The sequence below is a fragment of the Agarivorans albus genome (genome assembly GCF_019670105.1).
In the GTDB taxonomy this organism is placed as follows: Bacteria; Pseudomonadota; Gammaproteobacteria; order Enterobacterales; family Celerinatantimonadaceae; genus Agarivorans; species Agarivorans albus.
In genome coordinates, this window is the sequence record NZ_AP023032.1 from 1,632,488 (window position 1) to 1,649,376 (window position 16,889).

General features: G+C 45.1%; 16 protein-coding genes. 14 read left to right on the plus strand and 2 right to left on the minus strand.

Annotated features, from left to right (window positions below):
• The 13 genes from fdx (at position 1) to K5620_RS07595 (ending at position 11,575) form a co-directional block, all read left to right on the plus strand.
• Complete coding sequence (gene fdx, locus K5620_RS07535; protein WP_016401232.1) at positions 1–339, plus strand: ISC system 2Fe-2S type ferredoxin; 339 nt, start codon at positions 1–3, stop codon at positions 337–339.
• 11 nt (positions 340–350) lie between these two features.
• The gene (gene iscX / locus K5620_RS07540; protein ID WP_016401231.1) at positions 351–551 is read left to right on the plus strand and encodes a Fe-S cluster assembly protein IscX; all 201 of its coding nucleotides are present in this window, start codon (positions 351–353) and stop codon (positions 549–551) included.
• Positions 552–594: 43 nt separating this feature from the next.
• Entirely contained in the window at positions 595–1,890 is a 1,296-nt protein-coding gene (pepB, locus tag K5620_RS07545) for an aminopeptidase PepB (RefSeq protein ID WP_016401230.1), read from the plus strand.
• Between the two features lie 61 nt (positions 1,891–1,951).
• The gene (ndk, locus tag K5620_RS07550; protein ID WP_016401229.1) at positions 1,952–2,377 is read left to right on the plus strand and encodes a nucleoside-diphosphate kinase; all 426 of its coding nucleotides are present in this window, start codon (positions 1,952–1,954) and stop codon (positions 2,375–2,377) included.
• A 157-nt stretch (positions 2,378–2,534) separates the two neighbouring features.
• Entirely contained in the window at positions 2,535–3,653 is a 1,119-nt protein-coding gene (gene rlmN / locus K5620_RS07555) for a dual-specificity RNA methyltransferase RlmN (protein WP_016401228.1), read from the plus strand.
• Positions 3,654–3,675: 22 nt separating this feature from the next.
• Positions 3,676–4,449, plus strand: a complete 774-nt coding sequence (pilW, locus tag K5620_RS07560) for a type IV pilus biogenesis/stability protein PilW (protein WP_016401227.1) — start codon at positions 3,676–3,678, stop codon at positions 4,447–4,449.
• Positions 4,439–5,470, plus strand: coding sequence for a RodZ domain-containing protein (locus K5620_RS07565; protein WP_016401226.1), 1,032 nt, complete (start codon positions 4,439–4,441; stop codon positions 5,468–5,470). Before pilW ends, K5620_RS07565 begins: the two co-directional genes overlap by 11 nt.
• 15 nt (positions 5,471–5,485) lie before the next feature.
• A complete protein-coding gene (gene ispG / locus K5620_RS07570; RefSeq protein ID WP_016401225.1) occupies positions 5,486–6,583 on the plus strand; it encodes a flavodoxin-dependent (E)-4-hydroxy-3-methylbut-2-enyl-diphosphate synthase in 1,098 nt (365 codons plus the stop codon).
• Between the two features lie 85 nt (positions 6,584–6,668).
• A complete protein-coding gene (gene hisS, locus K5620_RS07575) occupies positions 6,669–7,946 on the plus strand; it encodes a histidine--tRNA ligase (protein ID WP_221077465.1) in 1,278 nt (425 codons plus the stop codon).
• Positions 7,947–7,959: 13 nt separating this feature from the next.
• The gene (locus tag K5620_RS07580) at positions 7,960–8,595 is read left to right on the plus strand and encodes a YfgM family protein (RefSeq protein ID WP_016401222.1); all 636 of its coding nucleotides are present in this window, start codon (positions 7,960–7,962) and stop codon (positions 8,593–8,595) included.
• Positions 8,588–9,778: an outer membrane protein assembly factor BamB gene (gene bamB, locus K5620_RS07585; protein WP_016401221.1), complete on the plus strand. Its 1,191-nt coding sequence runs from the start codon at positions 8,588–8,590 to the stop codon at positions 9,776–9,778. Before K5620_RS07580 ends, bamB begins: the two co-directional genes overlap by 8 nt.
• A gap of 84 nt (positions 9,779–9,862) precedes the next feature.
• Positions 9,863–11,332 carry a ribosome biogenesis GTPase Der gene (gene der / locus K5620_RS07590; RefSeq protein ID WP_016401220.1) on the plus strand — a complete coding sequence of 490 codons (1,470 nt, stop codon included), beginning with the start codon at positions 9,863–9,865 and terminating at the stop codon, positions 11,330–11,332.
• 9 nt (positions 11,333–11,341) lie between these two features.
• On the plus strand, positions 11,342–11,575 hold the full coding sequence (locus tag K5620_RS07595; RefSeq protein ID WP_016401219.1) for a zinc ribbon domain-containing protein: 234 nt from the start codon (positions 11,342–11,344) through the stop codon (positions 11,573–11,575).
• Positions 11,576–11,623: 48 nt separating this feature from the next.
• On the opposite strand, the gene K5620_RS07600 is transcribed toward K5620_RS07595, so the two are convergent.
• Together K5620_RS07600 and xseA are read right to left on the minus strand one after the other, a co-directional pair.
• Positions 11,624–13,453, minus strand: coding sequence for a bifunctional helix-turn-helix transcriptional regulator/alpha/beta hydrolase (locus K5620_RS07600; protein WP_051147584.1), 1,830 nt, complete (start codon positions 13,451–13,453; stop codon positions 11,624–11,626).
• A gap of 482 nt (positions 13,454–13,935) precedes the next feature.
• A complete protein-coding gene (gene xseA, locus K5620_RS07605) occupies positions 13,936–15,270 on the minus strand; it encodes an exodeoxyribonuclease VII large subunit (RefSeq protein WP_215426371.1) in 1,335 nt (444 codons plus the stop codon).
• A 131-nt stretch (positions 15,271–15,401) separates the two neighbouring features.
• On the opposite strand from xseA, the gene guaB reads away from it, so the two are divergent.
• Entirely contained in the window at positions 15,402–16,862 is a 1,461-nt protein-coding gene (gene guaB, locus K5620_RS07610; RefSeq protein WP_016401215.1) for an IMP dehydrogenase, read from the plus strand.
• Positions 16,863–16,889: the final 27 nt, after the last annotated feature.

Genomic DNA, 16,889 nt, shown 5'->3' on the forward strand with positions numbered 1-16,889 from the left:
ATGCCTAAAGTGATTTTCTTGCCTAATGAGGACTTATGTCCTGAAGGCTCAGTAGTAGAAGCAAAACAAGGTGAGAGCGTATTGGATGTTGCCTTGCGCGAAGGTATCGACATTGAGCACGCTTGTGAAAAATCTTGTGCTTGTACTACCTGTCACGTAATTGTTCGCGAAGGCTTTGATTCGCTTGAAGAAAGCGATGAGCTAGAAGACGATATGCTAGACAAAGCCTGGGGTTTGGAACCCGAGTCTCGTTTAGGTTGCCAAGCAATGGTAAGCGATGAAGACTTAGTGGTAGAAATTCCTAAATACACTATTAATATGGTGTCTGAACAACATTAAGGAATAGGCTGATGGGGTTGCGTTGGATAGATGTTGAGCAAATAGCAATAGAACTGGCCGAGCAATTTCCAGAGCAAGATCCTAAGCAAGTTCGGTTTACCGACTTACACCAATGGGTTTGTCAGTTAGATGATTTTGACGATGACCCACAGCACAGCAACGAGCGCATTTTGGAAGCAATTATTTTAGCCTGGATGGATGAACTAGACTAAGTTCCAAGGGCTCGTTGTCGATTACTCAAATGAGGAAGTATTGATGACCGCCGTTATGGATCTAGTTTTATGCGCCAAACCTGCCGCTGCTCAATGGGGCCAAAATGCCTTAGTTAGCTTTGAAGCTAACCAAGTTAATATTCATATCAATTCTGAAGGCGTAGCCCGCCTTCAAGATATTCAAAAAGCCGGCCGAAAATTAGATGCGCAAGGCCTAAAGCACCTTTCTTTTATTGGCGATAGCTGGGATTTAGAAGCATGCTGGGCTTTCTATCAAGGTTATTACAACGCTAAACAAGATAACCAATTAGATGTAGTGGTACTAAGTGATGCTGACCAGCAGCGTTTTGACGCTCTTAAGTCTGCTGCTGATTGGACACGTAAAACGATTAATCTTGGTCCGGCCGCTATTTACCCCCAAACTTTATGTGAATCTGCTGCGAGCTTCTTAAGTGGTTTATCTCCGGAACATGTTTCTTATGAGATTATCTCTGGAGAAGATTTACTGGAACAAGGCTGGGTAGGGACTTATCAGGTGGGCAAGGGGAGCAGCCAAGCACCAGCGATGTTGCAGTTAGATTTTAATCCTAGTGGAAACCCAGACGAGCCAGTGGCCGTAGCCCTAGTAGGTAAAGGTATTACCTTTGACTCAGGCGGTTATAGCCTTAAGCCTTCCGACGGCATGTCAATCATGAAAAGCGACATGGGGGGCGCTGCCACGGTTACTGGAGGTTTAGGTTTAGCAATTGCTAACGGCTTAAACAAACGTGTGAAGCTATATTTGTGCTGCGCCGAGAACATGGTATCGGGAGATGCTTACAAGCTGGGCGACGTAATTACTTACAAAAACGGTGTTACGGTAGAAGTGCTTAACACTGACGCAGAAGGTCGCTTGGTATTAGCCGATGGTTTAATTGCCGCCAGTGAGCAGAAGCCTCAAGTTATTATCGATGCAGCTACCTTAACGGGCGCAGCTAAAATGGCTTTAGGTCGTGACTACAATGCTGTGTTTGGCTTTGATGATGAGTGGGTACACCAAGCCTTACAAGCTGCCAAACAGGAGCACGAAAAAGCTTGGCCTCTGCCCCTAGAACCTTTCCATAAAGGGCAAATTGGCTCTAGCTTTGCTGATATAGCCAATATTTCTTCAGGCGAGGGCATGGCCGGCGCATCCACTGCTGCAGCTTTCTTAGCCCATTTTGTTGAAAATGCAGAAGAAAACTGGCTGCATTTTGATATGTCTGGCTCTTATCAAAAATCTGGTAATGCACTTTGGGCAACTGGGGCAAAGGGGCATGGTATTCGCACCATTTCACGGTTGTTAACTGAGTTGAGCTAACTTATCATTCACTTACAATATCAAAGAGTGATATTCACCAAATTTTAGATGGAGCTAGTTAATGGCCTTAGAACGTACTTTTTCTATACTTAAACCCGATGTGGTGGCGAAAGACGCAATTGGTGCAATTTATGCGCGTATGGAGTCTGCCGGTTTACGTATTGTTGCAGCCAAAATGGTGCATTTGTCGCAAGAACAAGCTGCAGGCTTTTATGCAGAACATGAGGGTAAACCGTTTTACCCACCGCTGATTGAGTTTATGACATCTGGACCGATCATGGTGCAAGTGCTTGAAGCTGAGAATGCGGTGCAGCGTTACCGTGAGTTATTGGGTGCGACTAATCCAGCAGAAGCCGCTGCCGGTACCTTACGTCATGACTTTGGCTCGGGCATGCCACCAAATGGCACCCACGGCTCTGATTCACCAGAGTCAGCGTCGAGAGAAATCGCCTATTTCTTTGAAGACAATGAGATTTGTCCTAGATAAGTCAAACGGGGCAAAAGCTTCTTTGGCAAATGCAGCTTAATAGTTAAAAACTTATTAGCTGCCAATTGGCGCCGAGTACAGAGAATAACTGGCTTTCTGCTGTTATTATTTGTACAATTCGGCGCTTTTTTTATTTGGTCGATCGTGGAGTTAAGCGATGAGTGAAACAAAAACAAATTTACTTGATTTTAATCGAGCGGGTTTACGTCAGTTTTTTGCCGAGATAGGCGAAAAACCATTTCGTGCCGATCAGGTAATGAAGTGGATTTATCACTTTGGCGTAGATGACTTCGACCAAATGAACAATATCAATAAAGCCTTACGTGAAAAGCTTAAGCGTTTGGCTGAAGTGCGCGCACCAGAAATTAGCACTGAGCAACGCAGTGCAGATGGCACCATTAAATGGGCGATGTTAGTGGCTGGCCAAGAGATCGAAACCGTTTATATTCCTGAGGGTGACCGCGCGACATTGTGTGTGTCTTCACAAGTTGGCTGCGCGCTGGAATGTACCTTCTGCTCTACTGGCCAACAGGGTTTCAACCGTAACTTAAAAGTGTCTGATATCATTGGTCAAGTTTGGCGAGCAGCTCAAGTGATTGGCCACAAAGGCATCGAAGGAAAACGTCCAATTACCAATGTGGTAATGATGGGTATGGGTGAACCGTTGCTAAACCTAAACAACTTGATCCCAGCCCTAGAGTTAATGCTAGACGATAACGGCTATGGCCTGAGTAAGCGTCGAGTAACGGTAAGTACCTCTGGTGTGGTGCCTGCTTTAGATAAATTAGGTGATAAGCTCGATGTGGCGTTAGCTATTTCGCTGCACGCTCCCAACGATAAGCTGCGCAGTGAAATCATGCCGATCAACGAAAAATACAACATCGAAGCATTTTTGGCTGGTGTAAAACGTTATATCGACAAATCAAACGCTAATAGAGGCAAGGTAACTGTTGAGTATGTATTACTTAATGGCGTTAATGACTCTATGGAGCAAGCGCATGAATTAGCGGAAGTTTTACGCGATACCCCATGTAAAATTAACTTAATTCCATTTAACCCATACCCTGGTTCACCGTTTACCAAACCGAGTAATAGCCGCGTAGATCGTTTTAGTAAGGTCTTGATGGAATATGGCTCAACTGTAGTGGTTCGTAAAACCCGTGGCGATGACATTGATGCGGCTTGTGGACAGCTAGCAGGTGACGTTGTCGACAGAACCAAAAGAACCATGAAAAAACGGATGCAACAGCAAGAAATTTCAGTCACAATTCAATAACTAACCTTATCGAAGGACGGATATGAAACGCTGGTTGTACTTGTTTTTGGTGGTATTTTTGGTTTCTGGTTGTGTAACCGAAACCCGTGTAAATGGCCAAGAAGTAAACAATAAAGATAAACAGCTTAATAAAGACGCTGCCGCTAAAACCCGAATTAGCTTAGCGCTACGTTATTTAGAAGCTGGCGATGCAGAACAAGCAAAACGTAATTTGGAGCTAGCGCAAGAGTTAGCGCCTAATCTAGTTGATGTTTACATCGCCCAAGCCCACTTCTACCAAAGTGTTCGTCAGCCTGAGCGAGCCCTAGATGCCTATAAACGTGCTAAGTCTATAGCGCCACGCAATGGCGATGTACTTAATAACTACGGCGTGATGCTGTGTAAGCAGAAAGAATATGACCAAGCCGAAGAGTTATTTAAGCAAGCTTTGGCTAATCCAGAGTACGTTCAAGTAGCGGGAACCAATGAGAACGCGGGTTTATGTGCTTTAACTGCGGGCGACTTGGATAAAGCCTTAGATTACTTTACCAGCGCCTTAGCCTATAACATTCGCCGCCCTGCTTCTTTGCTTGGAGCCACCGAGGTTTACCTACAAAAAAATAAACCCGAGCAAGCCCGATTATATCTGCAACGGTATGATAGTATGGCTGAAACTACGGCGGAAAGCGCCTTCGCTTGGGTTCGCTTAGAAAGTGCAGCCGACAACTTTGCTGAAGAAGCACGTTGGGGCTTAACCTTACAACAGCAGTTCCCTAAATCTGAACAAACTAAACGATACATCGCTAATGACTACTAAAGCCGAATCAGAGCAAACAGAGCTAAGTGAAGACATTGAAGTGGTTAGCCCTGGGCAAATGCTGCAAGAAGCACGTGTTGCCGCCAAGCTAAGTCAAGCTCAAGTTGCTGAACGTTTGAAACTGCGTTTGCAAGTAATCAAAGATATAGAAGGCGATAGCTTCGATAGTGGTTTATCGAGTACTTTTATCAAAGGTTACTTACGAGCTTATGCGCGTTTATTAAATCTTTCTGAAGACCTAGTGCTTTCTAGCTACACCCATTTGCACGATGCCCATGAACAACGCACAGAGATGCAGAGTTTTTCTGGGCGGATAAAGCAAGAGACTCATGACAGTCGCTTGATGAAGTTTACCTACTTAGTGGGCCTTGGCATTGTTGTTTTGCTGGTGATTTGGTGGTGGCAAGAAAAGAGCCAACAAGTAGATTTTAGTCAGGCCAGCCCCGCTAGTTCAGAAAGCCGAATTCTAGAGCCGACCAGCGAGCCCGAAGTTGATGTAATTCCAGAACCTAGTGCTGAAAATGTTCAAGTGCTAAGCACTGTTGAAGCTCCCGAGGTGCCATCGGCACAACCAGTAGAGCCTGTTTCAGAGCCTGTGGTAGAAGCTAACAATGAGATTGATGCTGAACCAAAAGTTGAGTCTCAAGAGGTGCTGGAGCCAGTCGTCGAGCCCGCTACTGAATCAGCGTCAAATGAGCCTGCTTCGCAAGCATCAGAGCCCACTGTAATAAACAGCCCAGATCCTGAGCCAGAAGTAGAAGTGAACCAAGCGGCAGCTTTAACTGCCTTAAACATGAGTTTTGAAAATGAGTGTTGGGTAGAGATTAGAGATGCCACTGGCAAACGCTTGGTGGCAGACATTAAACAGCCCGGCCAATCACTCTCAGTAACTGGTCCTTCTCCCTATAGTATCGTGCTTGGCACTAACGCAGGCGTGAGTGTAAGTTACGGACAAGAATCAATCGACTTATCGTCATTTACACGCGGTAAAGTTGTGCGAATGCAAATACCAAACAATTAAGATCTTTCGATTATTATGAATCAACCAACTCCAATTAAACGCCGTAAGTCAACACAAATTATGGTGGGTAATGTGCCAGTGGGCGGAGACGCGCCCATTACTGTGCAGTCTATGACCAATACACGTACTACTGATGTAGCTGCAACGGTTGAGCAAATAAACCGAATTGCTGCAGTGGGTGGCGATATTGTGCGCGTTTCTGTGCCAACCATGGATGCTGCCGAAGCCTTCAAACAAATTAAGCAGCAGGTATCAATTCCTGTAGTGGCTGATATTCATTTCGATTACCGCATTGCCTTAAAAGTGGCGGAGTATGGCGCAGATTGTTTACGTATTAACCCAGGTAATATTGGTAACGAGCAACGCATTCGCTCGGTAGTGGATGCTGCACGTGAGCGCAATATTCCCATTCGTATTGGTGTGAATGGCGGTTCCTTAGAAAAAGATTTGCAGGAGAAGTACGGCGAACCCACGCCAGAAGCGTTAGTTGAGTCTGCGATGCGTCATGTGGATATACTCGATCGCTTGAACTTCGACCAGTTTAAAGTGAGTGTGAAAGCCTCTGATGTTTTCCTTGCTGTAGGCGCTTATCAAGGATTGGCCAGCCGAATTGACCAACCTTTACATCTTGGTATTACAGAGGCCGGTGGTTTACGCAGCGGCTCGGTTAAATCGGCAGTTGGCTTAGGTATGTTGTTATCACAAGGTATCGGCGATACCTTGCGGGTCTCTTTAGCAGCCGATCCCGTTGAAGAAATCAAAGTAGGTTTTGATATTCTTAAGTCTCTGCGTATTCGCTCTCGCGGTATTAATTTTATTGCTTGCCCAAGCTGTTCTCGCCAAGAGTTTGATGTTATTTCAACGGTTAACGCTCTCGAGCAGCGTTTAGAAGACATTGTAGAGCCGATGGATGTATCCATTATCGGCTGTGTGGTAAATGGCCCAGGTGAAGCGCTTATCTCTGATTTAGGCATTACCGGTGGCAACAAAAAAAGCGGCTTTTATCAAGATGGTGTGCGCCAAAAAGAGCGCTTCGATAATGACGACTTAGTAGATGCTTTAGAAGCGAAAATCCGCTCGCGTATCGCGATTAAAGACATTACCGAAAGCTAATCTGCATTTAAATTTACCTCTTTGCTTAAAGGCCCTATAATCGAGGGCCTTTAATAATTATTGACCTGTTTTATTCGAGATTAATGTGGCTAAACAAATACAAGCAATACGTGGCATGAATGATTGCCTACCAAGTGATACACCCGCTTGGCAGAAGGTAGAATCAGTAATTCGAGAGGTGGTGGCAGCCTACGGTTACAATGAAATAAGAATGCCGATTGTAGAAAGCACTGATTTGTTTAAGCGCTCTATCGGTGAAGTGACCGATATCGTAGAAAAAGAAATGTATACCTTTGAAGATCGCAATGGTGATAGCTTAACCTTGCGACCTGAAGGCACAGCCTGTTGTGTACGTGCAGGCAACCAAGCAGGTTTGTTGTACAACCAAGAGCAGCGTTTGTGGTACATGGGGCCAATGTTCCGCCATGAACGCCCACAAAAAGGTCGTTATCGCCAGTTTCATCAAGTAGGCGTTGAGTCTTTTGGTATTGCCAGCGCCGATATCGATGCTGAAGTAATTATTTTGTCTGCGCGCTTTTGGAAAGCCTTTGGTTTAGAGAACCACGTTACTTTGCAGCTTAACAGCTTAGGTTCAAATGAAGCTCGAGCTAACTACCGTGATGCTTTAATTGCTTACTTAGAGCAGCATAAAGAAGCCTTAGACGAAGACGCAAAACGTCGCATGTACAATAACCCTTTGCGTGTTCTCGACAGTAAAAATCCTGAGGTGCAAGCGGTGTTAGTTGACGCACCTAGCCTTAGTGAATACCTAGACCAAGAAAGTAAAGATCACTTCGAGCAACTATGTGCGCTGCTAGATAACGCAGGTATAGCTTATGAGCTAAACCCGCGTTTGGTTCGAGGTCTTGATTACTATAACCGCACTGTGTTTGAGTGGGTAACATCAAGCTTAGGTTCACAAGGTACTGTATGTGCTGGCGGCCGTTACGATGGTTTGGTAGAGCAATTGGGCGGCAAAGCAACGCCTGCTGTTGGTTTTGCCATGGGCATGGAGCGTTTAGTTCTATTGCTGGAAACACTCGAGTTACTGGGTGATTTACCATCAAGTGCCGATGTTTATGTGATCAATGCCGGAGAAGGAACACTTGGCGCAGCATTTTCGTTAGCCGAACAATTGCGAGATGCGTTACCCTCTGTTCGGGTTATGAGTCACTGTGGTGGCGGAAACTTTAAAAAACAATTTAAGCGAGCTGATAAGTCAGGCGCTAAAGTGGCATTGATCATCGGTGAAGATGAGTTAGCCAACCAGCAGGTTACTGTAAAGTACCTACGCGAAGATATTCAACAGCAGTGCATCGCTCAATCAGAGTTAGTTGCTTTGCTTAATACCGTATTAGTTTAGTTAAGGAGACGCTGTGGACATTTATTCCACTGAGGAACAGCAAGTTCAAGCCATCAAAGACTGGTGGAAGAAAAACGGAACATCAGTTATTGGCGGTTCGGTACTAGGTTTAGCTGCTGTATTTGGCTGGCGCTATTTTGGCGAATACCAAATTGAGCAAAAAGAAGCGGCTTCAGATGCTTTTCAACAAGTGGTTAGTCAACTAGCCACAAATAATGAAGAGTTAACTCCTTTAGCAAATTTTGTAGCAGCTAACCAAGGTGACAAAAACTATTCAGTGTTTGCATCATTGTTGTTAGCAAAAGAACTAGTGGTTAAAGAAGATTATGCTCAGGCGCAAACTCAGCTTAACCTAGCGCTTGAAGGCGCACCCGAAGAGCTTAAAGGCATGATCTATACTCGACTCGCTCGTGTACAAGCTCAATTAGCCGAGTTTGATAATGCCTTAGCCAGCCTAGATAAAGTTACTGAGCCTGCTTTAGTGGCAACCGTTGAACTGATTAAAGGTGATATCTACTTACAACAGGGTGAGCAAGCATTAGCTCGTCAAGCCTATCAAGCGGCTGTTGCTGCTGGTGCAGCAGAGCAAGATCCTAGTGTAAACCTAAAACTTAATGATTTAACTGAAGTTGAGGCTGCTAATGGTTAAAGCTTGGCGTGCTGCTAGCTTAGCTTGTTTGCTCGTTGGCTTGTCGGCGTGTTCTTTGTTTAACTCTGAAGAAGATGTTGTGCAAATGGCCCCGGTGCCTGAGTTTGAAAACCAGTTTACAGTAGGCAAACAGTGGGAAACCCGCGTAGGTAAAGGAGTTGATGATTACTTCTCGGCGCTGTCGCCAGTTGTCGCTTACGATTCAGTGTTTGCCGCTGCCCGCTATGGTCAAGTGCGTGCCTTTGATTTAGAAGGTAAACGCTTATGGGACCAAGATTTATCTCGAGTTGAAAGTAACAATCGCTTCTCGGGTAATACCCCTAATGCGCGTGTTTCTGGTGGCTTAACTGCTGCGTATCGCCGCATATATTTAGGCACCGAAAACGCCGACGTATTTGCGTTAAATGCAGAAACCGGTGAAATAGTTTGGCAGGCAGAAGTGGCTGGTGAAGTGCTAGCGGCTCCTGCTGTAGAAGACAGTTTGGTGGTAGTTATCACCAGTAACGGCCATTTAGTTGCACTAGATGCTCACTCTGGTGAGCAAAAGTGGGATATTAAAATTGACCAGCCAGCACTGTCGTTGCGCAGCAAAGCGCCACCTATTATTTCTAACGGCGCGATAATTTTAGGTCGTAGTGACGGTAAGATTGGCCTGTATCTTTTAGAAAGTGGTCAATTGCTGTTTGAAACAAAGTTAGCCCAGCCCAAAGGGTCTACTGAGATTGACCGAATTGTAGATGTGGATAGTAAGCCGGCCTTGATTGGCTCTCAGCTCTATGCGGTTGCTTACAACGGAAACCTTATTTCGGTTAATTTACGCAGTGGTGAAGAAGACTGGAAGCGCAGTTATTCTGCCTACCAAAATATAGCTTCTTCGGGTTTAAACCTATTTGTTACTGACGTTAGCGACAATGTTTATAGCATTGAGCGCAACAACGGCATAGAGAAATGGACCCAAGGTGCTTTGTCTTACCGTATCGTTACTGCCCCCGCAGTAGACGGAAATAAGGTATTAGTGGGTGACAGTGAGGGCTACTTATATTGGCTTGATCGTGAAACCGGCGAGTTTGCTAGCAAAATGTTAGTAGATAAAAGCGGCTTATATGTTGCGCCTGTGGTAACCTCCGACAAAATTATCCTTCAAACACGAAGTGGTAAGTTAATTGCGCTAGATCGCAGTTAAGTTGTTATAATTGTGTACAAAAGGCTCATGGTGAATTAACCATGAGCCTTTGTCATGTCATGTATTCTAGAAAATGAGGCCCTTATGCTTCCTGTTGTCGCCTTAGTGGGACGCCCAAATGTTGGCAAATCTACTTTATTTAACCGCCTTACACGCAGCAGGGATGCCTTAGTCGCTGATTTCCCAGGACTGACTCGTGACCGTAAATATGGTCAAGCCAAAGTCGCGGAGCAAGAATTTATTGTTATTGATACCGGCGGTATTGATGGCGATGAAGAAGGCATTGACGCAATGATGGCGCAGCAATCTTTGCAAGCTATTGAAGAAGCCGATGCGGTGTTGTTCTTGGTGGATGCGCGTGCTGGAATGACCATTGCTGATGAGGCGATTGCCCATCATTTGCGTAAACAAGAAAAGAAAGTTTTCTTGGTGGCCAATAAAACTGACGGCATTGATGCTGATACAGCCTGTGGCGAGTTTTATGCCTTGGCGATAGGTGAAGTTCATCAAATTGCTGCTGCCCATGGCCGCGGCGTAAACATGTTATTAGAAGAAGCTCTGCGTCCCTTTGTTACTGAGCAAGCAGAGAATCAAGCGGAAGAGCCGGAGTTAGAGCAAGCTGATACGCAAGAAATGACCGAGTCAGAACTAGATGAGTTAGCTCAGAAGTTTGCCGACCTTCCAATTAAACTGGCCATTGTTGGCCGCCCCAACGTGGGTAAATCTACGCTGACTAACCGGATTCTGGGTGAGGACCGAGTAGTGGTGTATGACATGCCAGGTACCACCCGAGACAGTATTTACATCCCGATGCAGCGAGAAGATCAAGATTACATCTTAATTGATACAGCAGGGGTACGTAAGCGCGGTAAGGTGACAGAAACAGTAGAAAAGTTCTCGGTTATTAAAACCCTTAAAGCAATTGAAGACGCTAATGTGGTGATGCTGGTAATCGACGCAAAAGATGGCATTTCAGATCAAGATTTAAGTTTGCTTGGTTTTGTGTTGAATGCCGGTCGCGCCTTAGTGCTTGCCGTTAATAAATGGGATGGTTTAGACAACGAACATAAAGAGCGGATTAAAACTGAACTGGATAGACGTTTGGGCTTTATCGACTTTACGCGCGTTCACTTTATTTCAGCGCTACATGGTACTGGCGTTGGCCACCTTTATGAATCGGTTCAGGAGGCTTACGCAAGCGCCACTAAGCGCGTTTCTACCTCTATGTTGACCAAGATTATGCAGATGGCTCAAGACGACCATCAGCCGCCGTTAGTGCGCGGTCGTAGGGTTAAATTACGTTATGCCCACGCTGGCGGTTATAATCCACCTCGCATCGTTGTACATGGAAATCAGGTTAATTCTTTACCAGACTCTTATAAGCGCTATTTAATGAATTATTACCGCAAAGCGTTAGAGATTATGGGTACGCCAATTCGCGTAGAGTTTAAAGAAGGTGAGAATCCATTCTCAGATAAGAAGTCAAAACTTACCATGGCTCAAGAACGCCGTCGGAAAAAAATGCAAAATGTAAGTAAGTACAAAAAATCGTAGAGGAATACTATGACTATTGAAGTTGCTTGCCCAGAGTGTGATGGACAGTTACAACACGAACATGACCACTGGTTGTGTGGCGCCTGCCACCATAAGTTCTCGCAGCGTGTGCATTGCGATAAATGCGATGCCGAGCTTGAAAAGCTAAAGGCCTGCGGTGCAGTAGATTATTTTTGTAATAGCTGCAACGAGTTAAAATCTAAGCGAGCTGTTATTCGGCGTTTCGAGCGCTTAGACAGTTAATTAAAAAGGCGGCAATTGGCCGCCTTTTTTGAGAGTAGAGCTAGCAATTTAGTTACTTGCAACACTTTTTAGTATTTCAGGCCATTGTCGGTAAATCATGTAATGACCTTGTTCAGGAACGACAGTGAGCTTAGCGTTGGCTGCGCGCTCGATAAAACGCTCGGCAAGCACTAATGGAATATGCCTGTCTTGCTCGCCATGGAATAGCCGCGTAGCAACTTTAACATCTTCAATGTTAAAGCCCCAAGGTGACATTACTTGACGAACCTCGTCAGAAAAAGCATTGCCGCCTTGGATCTTCGATTCTTTTAAATAGCGGCCAAACTTTTCCCTAAATTGCGGGCTATCAAACAGCTCAACATCGGCACCTTCTAGATCGCGGGCTAATACTTTAAATAATTTGTTAGGGTCTTTGTGCAAGCCCTTATCAAGAATATTAGTAAACAGGCGATGCATACTAGGGAAGTCACGAGCCAGCTTCATGTGCATGCGATATAGCTTGGCAGTGGCCTCGTAATCACTGTCGTAAGTGAGGGCATCACCTGAACTCACAATCGTCATGTTGCTGATCCGCTCAGGAATGGTGGCTGCGCAGCAGGCTGCGTAAACGCCTCCTGTGGCATAGCCAAGTAACTGAACCTGCTCTAGCTTTAAATGGTCGAGCAGCGCTGCTAAGTCTTTTGACCAATTTACAAAACCGTAGTTTTCGCAGTAGTCAGAACCACCAAATCCGGGGCGGTCGATGCTGATTAAGCGCAAACCTAGGTGTTTTGCTAAATCAACATCATCAAAAAAGTTTTCTAAGCGACTACCTAAAATACTGTGGCAATAAACCACCGGTTTGCCCTTTGGGCTACCGTATTCTTGGTAACACAGCTTACGTTGGTCGGGCAAAGTAAAGTAGCGTGCGTTAAGGTCGTGGGCTTCGGTAAAGTCAAAGTGGCGGCTACTTTGCGATAGCATTCCCCAAGGCCCAGTTAGCACCAAACTCGCTAATTCGCTCTGGCTACTCACGTTGGTTTTCTTGAATACCGATTTAAGCTGGGTACGCACGGTGTTGTAACTCACAAAAATTTTGTCAGCAATGTCAGGTGGAGACATACCTTGCGCAATATAATTAACGATGCGCGCTTCTTTTGGGGTTAAGTTGTAACCGTCGGCAAAAGCGGCTAAATCAAGCTCTACATCGGGACGAGAAGGGGAGATAAACACCACCACACTGGCATTTCGCTCTAAACTTGGGTTTTGCAGATGGTTTACCGGGCTAAGAATTACCATGGTTTGCACATCTGTTTCTTGACCAATTTGGATCGGTAAGCCCCGGCTGCTGGATTCGTTAGGCCCCAGTGAAGACAGCTCTTCTACGTATTGATTGAGCAAATCTGTTGATTCACTTTGCTGGGTCACTAAGTTTTTATTGCGTTGGTATAACCCTTGGCCAAGCTGCAGGGTTTCTTCTGCTAGCTCGTTGGTGAGCAAAATTTCACTTTTAGCATTCACCAAAATTACCCCAACCGGAATGTGGTCGAGCAAAGAGTTAAGCGAATGGTTTTTTTCTTCAAGCTGGTAAATACGCTTTGCGATATTTAATGCTTGGTTAAAGTGCTCAAGTAAAATCTGGTTCCGTTCAGAGTATTGGTTTGTAGCCATCGATAGTTGCGGAGATACCGCATCGAGCATTTGGCTTAATTGTGCCGAAGAGGAGTCTGAGTGGCCATGTTCTTCTGTGCTTTGAAGTTCTGGCATCATGTATAGGTGCTCAAGCAAATCGGGCCAATATTCAGGTTCTGCCGCCGCACGGTAAATCATACCGATTAACTGTTCCCTGTTATCGACACTGGTTAGCTCTCGCTCCTTGGTGCTATCCAATGAATTCATAGTATTGCTGCTAATTTACTTTTTATATTGATATCTAGTTAGTTACCCGAATGTTCGCTTTACCTCTTTGTGGGTTTAGTCGACATTCTAGCTAAACTGCGAACCAACTAGGTATTCGGTTTAGTCCAGTCAATCTTATGTCAGAATTAACTAAAATCCCATCAATTTTGATGACTAACTCACTAGATGTGAGCTTGGCGTTTAAAACGCTAGGGGCTGTTAGTCTTTCGTGGTTGAATTTTGTTCGCGAAAAAAATCGTTTTAGGCGCAGCTAGGCGTGTGTAGCCTAGCATTCTAAGTGAATACGCCTTAACAAAGCATAAAGCGATTTTAGCCGAACCCTTCGGGCAGCGTTTGTGGCTTATTTCTACTGCGGTATCAGCTTCTCGTGTCGGCTCGCTACACATTAAAGCTTCTGCCTTATATAAATAAGCCACAAACAGCTGCAAAAAACAGCTCGAAAGATAAACAGCCCCTAGAGCTTATTCAATAATTGTTGCGTTATGGTTTCCATCAGCAAACTTGATATTGACTTGGTCACCAACGCTTAAATCTGCAGCAGATTTAACGATTTTCTGTTGCTGAGTCACCAAGCTAAAACCTCGTTCCAAAACGCGCAGTGGGCTCAAATTGTCCATTTGTCGACAAACATTGACTAAGGCATCTTGCTGGTGTTGAAGGTTCTTATCACTGGCTAGGTTTAGCCGCTGCTTAAGCTGGACCAACAGTTGCTGATGACGGCTTAGCTTTTGTTCTAATAGTGAGTGTTTTAAACGTGAGTGCGCTTCTAGATGGCGCTGCTTGCTGCGGTTTAAGCTTTGTTGATGAGCAAAGCTTAAACGGTGGCTAAGCTCGTCAAAGCGTTGCTGTTGCTGTTCCAATAAATGGATAGGGGATTGGGTTTCTACTTGGTGGTGAAGCTGCTTGAGGCGGATCTGTTGCCGACTAAGCATATGTAAGTAGCTTTGCTCTAACTGTTGGCTTAGTTTGTTTAAGCTTAACGCAAGGTGGCTAGCTTGCTGGCTAACAATTTCTGCTGCAGCTGAGGGGGTTGCGGCGCGAATGTCGGCAACTAAATCACAAATGCTGTCGTCCACTTCGTGGCCTACCGCAGATATAATCGGAATGTTTGAATTAAATATACAGCGGGCGAGGGCTTCGTCATTAAAGGCGGACAAATCTTCTTTAGAGCCTCCACCGCGGCCAACAATAAGTAGATCTACTTCTTCACGTTGATTTGCAAGCTCAATCATATTGCTAAGTTGGCTTGCCGCGGCATCTCCCTGAACGGCTGCAGGATAAACGATCACTTTAATAGCAGGGGCGCGGCGTTGAAGTACCGATAATATATCTTGTAATGCCGCCCCAGAGGCGGAGCTTACTACACCAATGGTGCTAGGGTATTCGGGCAGGGATTGCTTGTCAGCTTGGCTAAATAAGCCTTCGCTGGCCAACTTCATTTTTAGTTGCTCAAACGCTTGCTGCTGTGCGCCGTCTCCAGCAGGGTGAATGGCTTCTGCAATAAGCTGATAATCACCGCGTGGTTCATACATGGTGATTTTGGCTTTCACTAATACTTGCATGCCGTTTTCTAGTGTGAAGACAGCTTTGCGATTAGCGCCCTTAAACATGGCACAGCGTACTTGGGCACCATCGTCCTTTAAACTGAAGTACCAGTGCCCCGAAAATGGAGTAGCAAAATTAGATATTTCACCTGCTAACCAAACTGTGCCTAGAGAGTTCTCTAGCAATCGCCTAACTTGCTGGTTTAATTGACTTACGCTGAGGATATTTTGGGCGATTTGATTGCTTTGCATTAGCCAACTCGAAGCTAAATTGAAAATAATGTAAGAAAATAACATTTTTCAATTTACCTTGGCCAGCTTTATACCTATAATCCGACCGCAATATTTTATCCCTTTATTAACTGATTTAGGCGAATGTTGCTATGTTGAGAATTTCCAAAGAAGCCTTAACCTTCGATGATGTACTACTACTTCCTGCTCACTCAGAAGTACTTCCTAATACTGCCAATTTGGCGACACGTCTAACCAAAGATATCCCGCTTAGTATTCCAATGGTGTCTGCTGCCATGGATACGGTAACCGAAGCTAATTTTGCTATTGCACTAGCGCAAGAGGGCGGTGTTGGTTTTATTCACAAAAACATGAGCATTGAGCAGCAAGCTGCTGAAGTGCGTAAAGTGAAGAAGTTTGAAGCTGGTATCGTTCTAGAGCCTATTACTGTAACGCCTGAGTTAACCTTGGGCCAAATTGCAGAGTTGCGTCAAATCCACGGTTTTGCTGGTTTCCCTGTTGTGACTGAAGCGAATGACCTAGTGGGTATTGTAACTGGCCGTGATTTACGTTTTGAAACTGATTTTTCTAAAACTGTTTCTCAAGTAATGACACCTAAAGAGCGTTTAGTTACAACTACCGATACATCGCGTGACGTTGTTGAAAAACTGATGCACGAACACCGCATTGAAAAAATGCTAGTGGTAGATGAGGCTTTCAAACTGACCGGTTTGATTACCGTAAAAGATTTCAAAAAAGCGGAACGTAAACCTAATGCTTGTAAAGATAGCTTTGGCCGCTTGCGTGTTGGCGCTGCTGTAGGTGCTGGTGCGGGTAACGAAGAGCGTATTGATGCCTTAGTTGAAGCCGGCGTAGATGTATTGTTGATTGACTCGTCTCACGGTCATTCTCAAGGCGTTCTTGATCGCATTAAAGCCACCCATGAAAAATACCCAGACTTGCCAATCGTTGGTGGCAATGTGGCAACTGGCGCAGGCGCTTTAGCCCTAGCTGACGCAGGTGTAAGTGCGGTAAAAGTAGGTATTGGCCCTGGTTCAATTTGTACTACGCGTATTGTAACCGGTGTGGGTGTACCACAAATTACCGCAGTAGCTGATGCTGTTGAAGCGCTGAAAGGTCGTGATATTCCGGTTATTGCAGACGGCGGTATTCGCTTCTCTGGCGATATTGCTAAAGCCTTAGTTGCTGGTGCATCTTGTGTAATGGTTGGTAGCATGTTTGCTGGTACCGAAGAAGCACCAGGTGAAATTGAACTTTATCAAGGCCGTTCGTTTAAGTCTTACCGTGGTATGGGCTCGCTTGGCGCAATGTCTCAAGGTTCATCAGATCGTTACTTCCAAACAGACAATGCAGCTGACAAATTAGTACCAGAAGGTATTGAAGGCCGCGTAGCTTATAAAGGCCCGGTAAAAGCGATTATTCACCAGCAAATGGGCGGTTTACGTTCGTGCATGGGCTTAACCGGTTGCGCTACAATTAACGAGTTAAATACCAAAGCAGAATTTGTGCGGGTAACTAGCGCAGGTATGGGTGAAAGTCACGTACATGACGTAACCATTACCAAAGAAGCCCCTAACTACCGTATGGGTTAAGCCTAAAAGTTTGTTTTTCTTCTCTAA

What these genes read in the sequence shown, in the direction of transcription:
- ispG (WP_016401225.1), top strand. Translation starts at nt 5,486, where the DNA reads ATGAATCAACCAACTCCAATTAAACGCCGTAAGTCAACACAAATTATG.
- K5620_RS07600 (WP_051147584.1), bottom strand. Translation starts at nt 13,453, where the DNA reads ATGAATTCATTGGATAGCACCAAGGAGCGAGAGCTAACCAGTGTCGAT.
- fdx (WP_016401232.1), top strand. Translation starts at nt 1, where the DNA reads ATGCCTAAAGTGATTTTCTTGCCTAATGAGGACTTATGTCCTGAAGGC.
- K5620_RS07565 (WP_016401226.1), top strand. Translation starts at nt 4,439, where the DNA reads ATGACTACTAAAGCCGAATCAGAGCAAACAGAGCTAAGTGAAGACATT.
- iscX (WP_016401231.1), top strand. Translation starts at nt 351, where the DNA reads ATGGGGTTGCGTTGGATAGATGTTGAGCAAATAGCAATAGAACTGGCC.
- ndk (WP_016401229.1), top strand. Translation starts at nt 1,952, where the DNA reads ATGGCCTTAGAACGTACTTTTTCTATACTTAAACCCGATGTGGTGGCG.
- pepB (WP_016401230.1), top strand. Translation starts at nt 595, where the DNA reads ATGACCGCCGTTATGGATCTAGTTTTATGCGCCAAACCTGCCGCTGCT.
- bamB (WP_016401221.1), top strand. Translation starts at nt 8,588, where the DNA reads ATGGTTAAAGCTTGGCGTGCTGCTAGCTTAGCTTGTTTGCTCGTTGGC.
- K5620_RS07595 (WP_016401219.1), top strand. Translation starts at nt 11,342, where the DNA reads ATGACTATTGAAGTTGCTTGCCCAGAGTGTGATGGACAGTTACAACAC.
- der (WP_016401220.1), top strand. Translation starts at nt 9,863, where the DNA reads ATGCTTCCTGTTGTCGCCTTAGTGGGACGCCCAAATGTTGGCAAATCT.
- xseA (WP_215426371.1), bottom strand. Translation starts at nt 15,270, where the DNA reads ATGCAAAGCAATCAAATCGCCCAAAATATCCTCAGCGTAAGTCAATTA.
- guaB (WP_016401215.1), top strand. Translation starts at nt 15,402, where the DNA reads ATGTTGAGAATTTCCAAAGAAGCCTTAACCTTCGATGATGTACTACTA.
- rlmN (WP_016401228.1), top strand. Translation starts at nt 2,535, where the DNA reads ATGAGTGAAACAAAAACAAATTTACTTGATTTTAATCGAGCGGGTTTA.
- pilW (WP_016401227.1), top strand. Translation starts at nt 3,676, where the DNA reads ATGAAACGCTGGTTGTACTTGTTTTTGGTGGTATTTTTGGTTTCTGGT.